Origin of the sequence: Clostridium sp. AM58-1XD, assembly GCF_003464085.1 — a bacterium.
In the GTDB taxonomy this organism is placed as follows: domain Bacteria; phylum Bacillota; class Clostridia; order Lachnospirales; family Lachnospiraceae; genus Lachnoclostridium_A.
This window is the reverse complement of record NZ_QSDR01000053.1, coordinates 1-12,677: the sequence shown is the minus strand read 5'-3', so window position 1 is coordinate 12,677 and position 12,677 is coordinate 1. Positions and strand designations below refer to the sequence as shown.

The following is a 12,677-nucleotide window of genomic DNA, read 5'->3' as shown; positions in this document are numbered from 1 at the left end:
GCCGGGCCAACATTCGGGACCGGGAATGCCGCCGCCACCGCCGGGATATCGTCCGGGATGCCGCCGCCACCGCCGGGATATCGTCCGGGACCGGGGATGCCGCCGCCACCGTCGGGACATCGTCCAGGACCGGGGATGATGAGGCAGCAGATACAGGAAACGCAGGCTGCCCCAGAATCTGATGTGATAGAGGTTGCTAAAGAGACGACTGAAAATGTTAATCCAGCAGTTATGACAGAACCGAGAGAGTGGGTTTCTCAGCCGTCTGAAGGTGAGATGCAGACGAAGGAACAGGTTCTGGAAGAAAAGATGACAAAGGCACAGCCATGGGAGCGTCAGGCATTGCCTCCTCAGCCCAGGGAAGAAGTCGCTCAGGAAGAACCAGAAGAAAACCAGATACATATGCCCCAGACTGGAGAAGAGGAATCAGGGCAAGAACAGCCGGATGATTCACAAACCATGACCGTGGATGATGAACAGGAGGTTCCGCTTCCGGAAGAGCCGAATGAAGAACCTGTGAATACGGACCGGAACGACGGTGAATTGGATTACGAAATTCTCTGGGACAGATTCAGCAGACAGTATCCTAAAATTCAGGCGTTTGATTATGATAACGGATGTGAAATTCTGAGCATTAAACCTCAGGATATCGGTCTGCTTCCAAGAGAAAACTGGGTATATGGAAATAACAGTTTTCTGCTTCACAGCTATTACAGTTATCACTATCTGATTCTTGTGCGCCTCCATAACCCTAATGGAAAGCCGAGATTCCTGCTGGGTGTGCCTGGACACTATTTCAGCAATGAAAAAAATATGGCGTCCATGTTCGGTTTCCCGCATTTCGTACTGTCAAAAAAGCAGCCGGTAGAAAACGGCCGCTTCGGATACTGGTATACGGATGTCAAGCTGGGTAATGACAGGTGAGAATGGATTAACGGATGGGATTAAAAAATGGAATGAAGATCATTAGATATCGACGCCTCGCAGCTGTACGCTGCTGACAAAGGGACGTACCAGATCTGCAAAAGAGAGAAGCTCTTCGGCAGAATAGCTTCCAAAACCTGGAGACAGCACCTGGTCGGATTCCACATAGTTTTGCAGAAAATAACGGGAAGCTCCCTGAAGCCAGCGGCCGATACTCGTGAAATCTTCATCGGCATGCAGCCCTTTTACTACGGTAGTGCGGAATTCGTACGGGACAGAACCGCTTTTCAGAAAAGAAATGCTTTCGTCGATCAGACGGATATCCAGGTTCTGAATTCCCGCAACCATGGAATAATTTTCAGGACTGGATTTAATGTCCATGGCAACGTAGTCGACCAGGTTCTGGCTGCAAAGCTGCTCTAAAACGCGTGGGCGGTATCCGTTTGTATCCAGCTTGATGGCAAGGCCAAGAGAGCGGATCTCGCGGATGAAATTCTCCAGACCTGACGAAAGTGTGGGTTCTCCGCCTGTAATGCATACGCCCTCCAGAATACCGGAACGTCTGGAAAGGACAGTTAATATTTCTTCAGGAGTAAAAAGGGCTTCTGCATCATTTCCCAGCAGTTCGCTGTTATGGCAGAACGGACAGCGGAAATTGCAGGAGCCCAGAAATATTGTAGCAGCTACATGACCGGGAAAATCGAGAAGAGTAGTTTTTTGAAAACCGCAAATTTTCATTTTATCATTTCCAATCATTTATTTATCGTATATACTTATGTAGTATATCATGGATAAAATCGTATGGAAAGAGGAATACAGATGGTATCAGAAGAGAAATACATGAGGGAAGCTGTCCGACAGGCGAAGAAAGCCGCCGCTTTGAATGAGGTGCCGATCGGCTGCGTCATCGTCCATGAAGGAAAGATTATCGGCAGAGGATATAACAGAAGGATGACGGACCACAGCGTACTGGCGCATGCAGAGATTATAGCGATCAGAAAAGCGTGTAAAAAAATAGGAGACTGGCGTCTGGAAGATTGTACGATTTATATAACTCTGGAACCATGTCCCATGTGTGCGGGCGCGATTGTACAGGCCCGGATACCAAAAGCAGTTATCGCCTGTATGAACCCAAAGGCAGGCTGTGCCGGTTCGGTTATGGACCTGCTTCATGAAGACGGTTTTAACCATCAGGTAGAGACGGAGGTCGGTTTAATGGGGGAGGAATGCTCCAACATGCTGAAGGACTTTTTCAGGTCTTTGAGAAAGAAGGACAAAAAGTCTACCTAACGTTTTTCGGGTATATGGGCCAGGATAAATGATGTATTTAAGATTGTATAATTAATTATAAAGAAATAGATGATTTTATGGGCTGTACAAAGAAGTCGGCACGACTCCGCTACCGCGGCTACCGCAAACCGGGCCACTGCAATGCTTAACAATTCTGACCTCGCCAGGCAGCTCAGGACGGGCGCCTTGAAAAACAGTTTCCTCAGCAACTGGTTTGGCATCGTTGCGTCCTGGCAGCCGGGATGTATCGTTACTGTTCACTCCGTTCCCAGTAACGCGCTACGCGATGCACAGAAACGGCAAAAAACGTCGTTTCACGCCGCAGACCTGGGGTTTTCTGTGACTTCCGCCACGCTCCACTCACAAAAAACACCTCGCGGGTTATTACCTGTGAACAGTAACGATGTATCACCTGCAGCAGGAATAAAGAAACTGCCGCCTTGACAAATTTGGACGGAAACGGTATACTTAACTGGTTATTACGGTTCTGCAGCCAGCGTCTGTAGCTGTAATGATACCCATTAAAGATGTCATAAAGTTTCCGTGCAGCCGGGGAGATAGCGGTGCCCTGTACCTGCAATCCGCTCCAGCAGGGGTGATGTCCCGCCTCGGGCATGTTATTGTGGAGCTGCCTTTTGTAAGTGGCGTTGAAGTCTGGGTCTTGCGCAACAGAAATTCATGAACCGTGTCAGGGCAGGAATGCAGCAGCACTAAGTGAAACCTTTTGTGTGCCGTAAGGTCGCCTGGGCCGAGTTAACTGCAGGAGTAACGTCTGTGATAAGTGTACAAAGCGGGACGCACGGATTTAAAATAGTTATGCGCATGAAACGCGCAGAAATATTTGCAGAGGCTTGACCGATTGGTCGAGGCGGTTCCCATTTGTTTTCGATCGGGGAACGAGTGCAATAAAAAATCAGGCCATGTATATTCATGAGGACTGTCTGGAACGACAGATTTCATGAATATACATGGCCTTTTTGTGATTTTTACTTTGCTGCCTGTTCCAGACAGTGATTCAAACCGTTTAGGAATCCACTGATGTTAATGCTGACAGAGGCAATTGTGTCGGTGGCATATCCGGAAGAATCTGCGAGGGAAACGGTTCCTGATGGGAAATAACGTAGTCGGAAACGGCTTCCGCCTGCTTATACCATGGCGCTCCTGTTTCCGACATCACATATTTCCCTTCCATGGAAAGTTTGCTTTTTGTCTCGCCCTCTTTATCTGTGTTGTCCCAGCTGCATTCGGTAACGGCGCCGTTTTCAATTGTAACTGATACAATGTCTTTAAAGCCGGAGTCGTCGAACTCATCAGCAGTATACGTGTAAGTTCCGTCCTTAAGATTCATTTCGCCGATGGAAATTCCCTCATTGGAGTCTTCGGGGAGGCTTTCACCTCTGGCGAGTGCAAGGGCCTGTTCCGTGGCCTCTTTTATGGCATTGCTGGTGTAAGTAGCTCCTGCAACACCATCGACGACGACGGTCTGCTGTTTTAAAATTCGGGAAGGCATGGAAGATACTGCCTGCCCGCCGATTGACGGCGTTTCATCAGGACCGGTAGCCGACAGCTTTTCGATATCCTTGTCCGTTACAGTTAATGTTACGGTTACGGGACCTCCGTATCCTCTGGCCGTTCCTGTGTATGTCCCTGCTGTATAAATAGATTCCGTGCCTTTAACACGTCCTATTTTGCTGAGAGAACGATATAACGGTCCGGAAATGAAGACCAGTAATAAGGCCAGAACGGCCATAATGGCCAGCCCGATGTAATTTTTTGTTCTTTCACTCATATTCGATTTGCCCATAGAGTCAGCTCCTTTGTTGTAGTATGATATATGATGGATGAACCAGTCAGCGTTTCCCCGTTGCAGTTATGATGGGATATGGTATAATGACCGCAAAGCAGGTACAGATAATGACTGCCAAACAGACGTGATATCTGTCCACATCGGCTTTGTGCGGGTATTAAAAAAATTATGGAACATAATAAAAATGAAATTTAACGTATTAAGGAAGAGTAAATGATGGAAAATAAAATAAAAAAACAGGATATAATCTTAATTGTCGTTCTTCTTGCAGCAGCCGCCATATTTGCCGTATTACGTCTGCAGGCGTCAGGCAGACCGGCTAAACTGGCTGAAATTCTGGTAGAAGGACAGGTCGTGGAGACGATCAGCCTTGAAGAAGAAACGGAAGTCCTGATCAGCGGATATCAGGGCGGCACTAATCACATCATGGTAAAGGATGGAAAAATATGGTGCGATGAAGCGTCGTGTCCGGATAAGGTTTGCGTTCATACAGGAAAAATCAGCCTGAGCACGGAGACGATAGCATGTCTTCCCAATAAGATGATTATCAGGATAAAAGGCGATTAGCAGGGCCGTGTTTACCATTCGCTAATAGTGTTGCCATTCCGGCATATTTTATCATAACAGAAACGGATTTTAAAGAATAAAGTAAGAAATTTTTTCTTGCCCCTGTATCTCCTTTGTATTATAATTACAAAATGGGTGTACTGTAACTTCAGGTACCAAAATAAAGAAAGGGTGTGTTTTGGATGAAAAGGATTGGAATGTTAACCAGCGGCGGTGACTGCCAAAGTCTGAACGCGACCATGAGAGGCGTAGCCAAAGCCCTCTATAACATGTATGATGATGTAGAAATAATAGGATTCGAGGATGGTTATAAGGGATTGATATATGCAGATTATCATATTATGAAACCATCAGATTTTTCAGGAATTTTAACGCGGGGAGGAACCATTCTCGGCACGTCCCGCCAGCCATTCAAGCTCATGCGTATTCCGGATGAAAACGGCCTGGATAAAGTGGAGGCCATGAAACACACCTACAAGAAATTAAAACTGGAATGCCTCGTCGTGCTTGGAGGGAACGGAAGCCAGAAGACGGCAAACCTGCTGAGAGAAGAGGGGCTTAATATCGTTTCTCTGCCAAAAACGATCGATAATGATCTCTGGGGAACAGATATTACCTTTGGATTCCAGAGCGCGGTAAACGTAGCTACAAATGCGATTGACTGTATTCATACGACGGCAGCATCTCATGGCAGAGTGTTTATTGTGGAAGTTATGGGACATAAAGTCGGGTGGCTCACTCTTCATGCTGGAATAGCCGGCGGAGCTGATATTATTCTGCTTCCGGAGATTCCATATGATGTGGATATCGTGGCAAACGCGATTAAGACGAGAGCCAAGAACGGAAAACGTTTTTCCATTATTGCGGTCGCAGAAGGCGCTATTTCCAAGGAGGACGCAAAGCTTAGCAAGAAAGAGCTGAAAGATAAAAAGAAAAACGGAGTTGTATATCCTTCGGTCGCATATGAGATCGGAGCACAGATTTCAGAAAAGACGGGACAGGAAGTGCGCGTTACGGTTCCGGGCCATATGCAGAGGGGCGGAGAACCGTGTCCGTATGACAGAGTTTTGTCCACACGCCTTGGTGCAGCGGCAGCGCAGCTGATTAAAAGAGGTGAATATGGCTTTATGGTGGCGGTAAAGAATGATGATATTACTACAGTACCGCTGGAAGAAGTGGCGGGTAAGCTGAAAACCGTTGACCCGAACTGTACCATGATTCAAGATGCGAAGGGAATGGGAATCAGCTTCGGTGATGAATAATTGCTGAAATATGGGTTTAAAGGAGTTTTAACATGTCATATACGGCGTTGTACCGGAAGTGGCGGCCTGTTACATTTGAAGATGTTAAAGGACAGGACCACATTGTGCAGACATTAAAAAATCAAATAACATCGCAGCGTATCGGACATGCATATCTGTTCTGCGGCACAAGGGGAACAGGTAAGACGAGTATTGCAAAAATATTTGCCAGGGCGGTGAACTGTGAAAATCCTGATCATGGAAGTCCGTGTAATGAGTGCCCGACGTGTCAGAGCATAATAAGCGGGGCCTCTTTAAACGTCGTAGAAATCGATGCGGCCTCCAACAACGGTGTGGAAAATATCCGTGAGATCAGAGAGCAGGTGCAGTATCCGCCGACAGAAGGGCGATACCGCGTCTATATTATCGACGAGGTCCATATGCTTTCTACAGGCGCATTTAATGCGCTGCTGAAGACATTAGAGGAACCGCCGTCTTATGTGATATTTATTCTGGCTACGACAGAAGTGCACAAGATTCCGATAACGGTGCTCTCCCGATGCCAGAGATATGATTTCAAAAGAATTACTTTGCCGACACTGGCAGCCCGATTGAAAGAGCTGACAGATGCGGAGCAGATTGAAGTAGAGGAGAAAGCTCTGACCTATATAGCCAGAGCGGCTGACGGGTCGATGAGAGATGCCTTGAGCCTTCTGGACCAGTGCGTAGCGTTCCACTATGGTAAGCTCTTACCTACGACAATGTGCTGGAAGTACTGGGGGCCGTGGATACCACGGTCTTCAGCAATTTATTCCGGGCAATTACTTCAGGGGACACAAAATCCTGCATTTATTACCTGGAAGAAATGGTCGTTCAGGGTAGAGAGCTGGGCCAATTTGTCAGTGACTTTATCTGGTATATGAGAAATCTGCTTTTGATTATGACGACGGACGATGCGGAAAATATGCTTGATATGTCAGAAGATAACATAAAGCTTCTGAAGGAAGAGGCCGGACTGACCAGGACGGAGACGCTTATGCGATATATACGGGTGTTTTCAGACCTCTCCAATCAGATCAGGTACGCGTCTCAGAAGAGGGTACTTGTAGAGCTGGCATTTATCAGGCTGACAAAGCCGCAGATGGAAGAAAATCTGGACTCAGTCGTTCAGAGGCTGAATGAGATAGAAGAACGGCTGGAAGAGGGAAGGTTTACGGTGCCCGCAGCAGCAGGCCAGCCTGTAAGCCGTGCAGATCCCGCCGGTTCAGGAGAGGAGACCATGCATGCAGCTGATCCGCCGAAACAGGTTACCCTGCCTAAGACACAGCTGGATGACCTGAATCTGATCCGAAACGACTGGGGCAAGATCATACGGGAAATCGGCGGCTCAATTAAGTCCAGCTTCCGCAATACAGTAGTGGAACCAGGCGGAGCAGACTGCCTATGTGTTGTGTTTTCTGCGTCGGAGAGTTATGATATCGGCAGCAGGCCGACGGCGTTGGGAGAAATTGAACGCTTTGTGGAACAGAAGTTTGGGAAAACTATTTCATTTAAGGCCAGACTGGCGGGAAGCGGAGAGCGTTTTGATACGATTTACGTAAGTGAAGAGGAACTGAAAGCAAATATCCACATGGATATTACTATAGAAGATTAAAAGAAGATTAAAATCAGGAGGTTATCACCATGGCAAAACGTGGCGGTTTTCCAGGCGGAATGCCTGGCAATATGACAAATTTAATGAAACAGGCTCAAAAGATGCAGAAGCAGATGGAGGAGACAACAAAAGAGCTTGAGACAAAGGAATATACGGCGACTGCCGGCGGCGGCGCTGTTGCGGTGACTATTTCCGGTAAGAAAGAGATTGTATCCGTTAAACTTTCGGAAGAAGTTGTGGATCCGGATGATATTGAGATGCTGGAAGACCTGATCGTAGCAGCAACGAATGAGGCACTGCGTCAGGTGGAAGAGGCTTCGGGAGCGGCTATGTCCAAACTGACAGGCGGTCTCGGCGGATTGGGCGGAGGATTCCCGTTCTAATATGGATTACTACAGCAGTCAGATCACAAAATTAATCGAAGAGCTGTCCAAGCTTCCGGGAGTAGGCAGCAAATCAGCACAGAGACTGGCGTTTCACATTATTAATATGCCGCAGGAACAGGTAGAAAGACTTGCGGGAGCGATTACAGATGCCAAGAATAATGTCAGGTACTGTAAAGAATGCTTTACGCTGACGGACAGAGAACTTTGCCCAATCTGCAGCAGTGATAAGCGCGACCACAGAGTAATTATGGTCGTAGAGAACACCAGAGACCTGGCGGCCTACGAAAAAACGGGAAAATATGACGGAGTTTATCATGTCCTTCACGGCGCGATTTCTCCAATGCTGGGAATAGGCCCCAATGACATTCGGCTGAAGGAGCTTATGCAGCGGCTTCAGGGAGATATTAATGAAGTCATTATAGCTACAAATTCCAGCCTGGAGGGAGAAACAACAGCTATGTATATCAGCAAGCTGATTAAGCCGACAGGAATAAAAGTTTCAAGAATTGCCAGTGGCGTGCCGGTAGGCGGCGATCTGGAATACATAGATGAGGTAACTCTTCTCCGTGCCCTGGAAGGCCGGGTGGAACTGTAATTTCGAATAGATAAGTGTTAGGAGATGCAAAAATGGATAAATACGAGTTTAATATTAAGATTGAACAAATCAAGAAACTTGTAAGTAAGGGCGATTATGAAACAGCGATGAAAATTGCTGATACCATCGACTGGAGAAGGGTCCGTAATGCGAACCTGCTTTCCATGATTGCCCAGGTATATGAAAAAAATGAAGAATATTCGGAAGCAAAGGATATCCTTCTTCTGGCGTTTGAACGCGCACCGATCGGAAAGCGTCTGCTCTATAAGCTTGCAGAACTTGCCATAAAAGAGAATAACATTGAAGAGGCAGAAGCATATTACCGGGAGTTCTGTGACCTGGCGCCTGAGGATTCCAGACAGCATCTTCTGCGTTATTTAATTCTGAAAGAAAAGGGAGCGCCTGCAGAACAGCTGATCCATTCCCTGGAACAGTATACAGCCCAGGAGTTAGATGAAAAATGGATGTATGAACTGGCAACTCTTTACAATGAAGCCGGATATGGCGATGAATGCGTAAAAACATGCGACAGAATTATGCTGATGTTCGGTATCGGAAAATACGTAGATAAGGCTATGAACCTGAAGACTCAATATCAGCCGCTTACTTCGTATCAGATGGATTTGGTGGAGAACCGGGATAAGTATGAAGCGAAACTGCGCGCTGTTGAAAATGGAGACGGTATGTCGGAAGAATATGAAGACAGCCAGCCGGACGATTCTGATATGACTGCTGATCAGGAAGAATATTACGAAGACGGCAGGGAAAGATATGAACAAGCATATGAACCGGAAGAAGAAACTGAACCGGAACCGCAGCCTGTAACCAGTGTATGGGATGAACCGGAACCGCAGACTCAGATCAGAGAAGAGGAGGAAGACGATCAGAATGAAGCTGCGCCTTCCATTGATAAGGTTCTAGCGGCAAGAATGAGAGAGGCAGAGGAAGAAGAGAGGCTGGCAAGATCAATGGCCAGCATGCCGAGCGGAGATTATGAAGACGAGGAAGACCCGGCAGGTCAGACGAGAATCCTTACGGATATTAAGAATGTCATCCCAATGCCTGAGCGAAAATGGGCGGATGATACTGCAGATGAGGCAGCTCAGGCAGCTATGGAATCAGCAGTAACATCAGAGGAAGAGCCGGAAAACGGTGGTGACGACGATATTATTATTGAAGATCTGTGGGACGATGAAGAGGAAGAAAAAACAGCAAATCATCTTATGATAGAGGCCAAAACTCCGGAAAAAGGACTTGAGATGGCATTAGATGCCCTGAAAAAGATCCATAAGGAGATGGGAACAAAGCAGATTATTGCTAAAATCACAGGATCAAGGCTGAATAAAAAGGGTATTTTTGCTGTTGCTGATAAAATCACAGGCAAAGACCTCGTAATCGAGGAAGCGGGTGATTTAAGCCAGAACGTCCTTGATGAGTTGAATGAATTTATGGAAAAAGATGAAACTGGTGTAATTGTTGTCTTAATAGACAATCCGCGCCAGTTAGAAGAACTCCATTTAAAGAATCCAAAGCTTGCACAGAAATTCGAGTGTATCGGATCACGTGATGAGGTCCCGGAAAGCAGAGAAGAAGATCTGACTGAAGTGGAAGAAGCAGTGAGACGTCAGGCAGAAAAAGAAGAGAAAATGGCACAGGCGGCTGTAGTAAGGCCGGCAGAGCCAGAAAAGTCGATGAAAGCCCAGCAGTCAGAACAGTTGGAAAAAACGGGAAAGAGAAAGCATGCCGCACCAGAGCCGGAAGAGGATTACGACGACGAGTACGATGATGAAGAGTACGACGATGGGGAATATGATGACGGAGAATATGATGGTGATGGAGAATATGACGATGAAGAATATTCCGATGAGGAGTATGATGATTCTGAAGAATATGAAGAAGAAGCATACGACGGCAGCCGATCATCAGAGTCAGATGAAAAGGAAATGGATATCGATGAGTTTGCTGAATATGCCTGTAAGTATGCAGGGGATATTGACTGCAGCATAACTGGAAAAAGTATGCTGGCACTCTATGAGCGCATTGAAATTATGGAAGAAGAGGGAATACCTCTTACCAGAAAAAATGCCGAGGAATTGATTGAGGAGGCAGCAGACAAGGCAGAAAAACCATCACTTGGAAAGTTGATTACGGGTGTATTTTCACCAAAATACAATAAGGACGGACTGCTTATTTTGAAGGAGGAGCATTTTATCTAATATGGCGGAAATTAAATTAATTGCTTTGGATTTGGATGGGACGCTTTTAAACGATGATAAAAAGCTGACAGCTGAAAATGAGCAGGTGCTGAAGGAATGTATTGCCCGTGGGATTTATATTGTTCCTGCTACAGGGCGCACGGTTAATGGAATCCCAGATGTCGTAAAAGATATTCCGGGAGTACGGTATGCTATTACAATCAATGGCGGAAAAGTTGTCGATATGGAAGACAACAAAATCATAAGCTCCTGTCTCCTTACAAAAGAGCATACACTTGAGGTTATGGAGACAGCGGAAAAGTATCCTGTTATGTATGATGCATATATAGAAGGAAGAGGCGTTTCAGAGGAGCGCTTTCTGAATCATATGGACGACTATGGAATAACTCCCGGCATACAAGATCTGATGTACAAAACAAGGGATGCATATCCCAGCATTATTGATCACGTCAAGTCTTACGACGGTCCTATTGAGAAAATGAATATATTTTTCAGGGATTCTGCAACCAGAAGCCATGTGAGGGAAATCCTGTCACGCAACAGCCACATCCTGGTAAGCTCATCCATGCCGAATAATCTGGAAATTAATGCGGCCGGTGCTACAAAGGGAGATGGAATTTTGAGGCTGGCTGAATATCTTGGCATACCCCGGGAACAGACGATGGCTTTTGGAGACGGCGAAAATGATATTTCCATGATAGAAAAAGCCGGTATTGGTGTTGTAATGGAAAATGGAGCGCCGTTTTTGAAGGATATGGCCGATTATATAACCATAAGCAATGAAAACAGCGGGGTTGCTGCGGCAATCAGGACGCTTGTATTAGGACAGTGATAATATGGAAATGATGATGGAGCACTGGCTGTCTGTTGGAACAGCTGTATTTTTAATAGCGATGATGCTTTATGGACACTACCGCGGCTTTATCAGACAGGTAGTGTCTGTAGCTGCGCTTGTAGCTGCGATTATAGTTGCCAATCTGCTGATGCCTCAGGTAAAGACCTTTTTGAAGCAGGATACCGCAGCTCATAAAGTAATACAGAATATACTCGTTTCAGCTGTTGTACCGGACGAAGATCAGAACGAGGAGACAGGCGAAAAAGAACCGTCTGCTCAACGCTCTTATATTGAGGGCCTGGAGCTGCCGGAAGGGATAAAAAAGGAGCTGCTTGCCAATAATAACAGCGAAGTGTATGAATTACTGGGTGTCGATCGTTTTGCAGATTACATCGGTGCGTATTTAAGCAATACAATTTTAAACGGTATTGCATATATTATTGTGTTTTTTATCGTATTTTTGGCGATTCATCTTGTCATGCGATGGCTGGACCTGATTGCAAAACTTCCTATACTATCGGGATTAAATCAAATAGCAGGAGCCGGCATTGGTCTGGCACAGGGGCTGCTACTTATCTGGATCGCTTGTCTGGTGCTCACAGTATTTGCGGGAACGCCTGGAGGAATGGCACTGATACAGCAGATCGAAAAAAGCACATGGCTTTCGTTCCTTTATAATCACAATTTCCTTATTCATATCGCTATGGGAATTCTTCATGGAACCATATAATTGCATATATTGATTGACCAATTTGAAAAAGTCTTTGAAAAAGAATACAATTCTTTTTCGAAAAGACTTTTTTTATTTACCACTAAATATAGAATAAATCTATAATTTGTGGCATATATAGTGGTGAATTTTGGAAGAAAAAAATTGTTTAAAAAAAAGCCACAAATTCCCTTGACAATATTAAAAGGGCGTGGTATATTATGATTCACCGGCGCGGGAAAGCGGCGGACACAAAGAAATCAGAAGAAAGATTAAATTGTGTTATAAAATTCTTCAAAAAAGAATTTGAAAAAAGTTTCAAAAAGTTGTTGACAAGGCCGAGTGGTTATGATAAGATATAACGCGTCGCTGAAAAAAACAGCCGACAGAAACAGACAAAAGAACCTTGAAAATTGAAGATTAAACAGTATGTAAAACCCTGAAAAATTCTTA

10 protein-coding genes, 1 other RNA gene and 2 pseudogenes are annotated in these 12,677 nt (G+C 45.7%); 11 read left to right on the top strand and 2 right to left on the bottom strand.

Annotation, left to right across the window (positions count from 1 at the left end; all coding sequences use genetic code 11):
• Window positions 1-924 (top strand): annotated as a pseudogene (locus DXA13_RS22210) (hypothetical protein); the annotation flags it as partial.
• A 42-nt stretch (window positions 925-966) separates the two neighbouring features.
• On the opposite strand, the gene DXA13_RS19965 reads toward DXA13_RS22210, so the two are convergent.
• The gene (locus DXA13_RS19965; protein ID WP_118246759.1) at window positions 967-1,662 is read right to left on the bottom strand and encodes an anaerobic ribonucleoside-triphosphate reductase activating protein; all 696 of its coding nucleotides are present in this window, start codon (window positions 1,660-1,662) and stop codon (window positions 967-969) included.
• An 81-nt stretch (window positions 1,663-1,743) separates the two neighbouring features.
• On the opposite strand from DXA13_RS19965, the gene tadA reads away from it, so the two are divergent.
• Complete coding sequence (tadA, locus tag DXA13_RS19960; protein ID WP_118246758.1) at window positions 1,744-2,214, top strand: tRNA adenosine(34) deaminase TadA; 471 nt, start codon at window positions 1,744-1,746, stop codon at window positions 2,212-2,214.
• Between the two features lie 541 nt (window positions 2,215-2,755).
• Window positions 2,756-3,017: signal recognition particle sRNA large type (gene ffs / locus DXA13_RS19950), an RNA gene on the top strand.
• A gap of 221 nt (window positions 3,018-3,238) precedes the next feature.
• Here the strand turns inward: ffs and DXA13_RS19945 are convergent.
• A complete protein-coding gene (locus DXA13_RS19945) occupies window positions 3,239-4,018 on the bottom strand; it encodes an FMN-binding protein (RefSeq protein WP_118246756.1) in 780 nt (259 codons plus the stop codon).
• 216 nt (window positions 4,019-4,234) lie between these two features.
• On the opposite strand from DXA13_RS19945, the gene DXA13_RS19940 reads away from it, so the two are divergent.
• The 8 genes and pseudogenes from DXA13_RS19940 (at window position 4,235) to DXA13_RS19905 (ending at window position 12,245) form a co-directional block, all read left to right on the top strand.
• Window positions 4,235-4,588 (top strand): NusG domain II-containing protein, encoded by a 354-nt coding sequence (locus DXA13_RS19940; RefSeq protein WP_347559939.1) that lies wholly within the window; start codon window positions 4,235-4,237, stop codon window positions 4,586-4,588.
• 182 nt (window positions 4,589-4,770) lie between these two features.
• Window positions 4,771-5,850, top strand: a complete 1,080-nt coding sequence (locus DXA13_RS19935) for an ATP-dependent 6-phosphofructokinase (protein WP_118246754.1) — start codon at window positions 4,771-4,773, stop codon at window positions 5,848-5,850.
• A gap of 32 nt (window positions 5,851-5,882) precedes the next feature.
• Window positions 5,883-7,483 (top strand): annotated as a pseudogene (dnaX, locus tag DXA13_RS19930) (DNA polymerase III subunit gamma/tau).
• 29 nt (window positions 7,484-7,512) lie between these two features.
• On the top strand, window positions 7,513-7,866 hold the full coding sequence (locus DXA13_RS19925; RefSeq protein WP_118246753.1) for a YbaB/EbfC family nucleoid-associated protein: 354 nt from the start codon (window positions 7,513-7,515) through the stop codon (window positions 7,864-7,866).
• A 1-nt stretch (window position 7,867) separates the two neighbouring features.
• Window positions 7,868-8,464 (top strand): recombination mediator RecR, encoded by a 597-nt coding sequence (recR, locus tag DXA13_RS19920; RefSeq protein ID WP_118246752.1) that lies wholly within the window; start codon window positions 7,868-7,870, stop codon window positions 8,462-8,464.
• 32 nt (window positions 8,465-8,496) lie between these two features.
• Entirely contained in the window at window positions 8,497-10,680 is a 2,184-nt protein-coding gene (locus tag DXA13_RS19915; protein WP_118246751.1) for a tetratricopeptide repeat protein, read from the top strand.
• 1 nt (window position 10,681) lies between these two features.
• Entirely contained in the window at window positions 10,682-11,512 is an 831-nt protein-coding gene (locus DXA13_RS19910; protein ID WP_118246750.1) for a Cof-type HAD-IIB family hydrolase, read from the top strand.
• A gap of 4 nt (window positions 11,513-11,516) precedes the next feature.
• Entirely contained in the window at window positions 11,517-12,245 is a 729-nt protein-coding gene (locus DXA13_RS19905) for a CvpA family protein (protein ID WP_243009247.1), read from the top strand.
• Window positions 12,246-12,677: the final 432 nt, after the last annotated feature.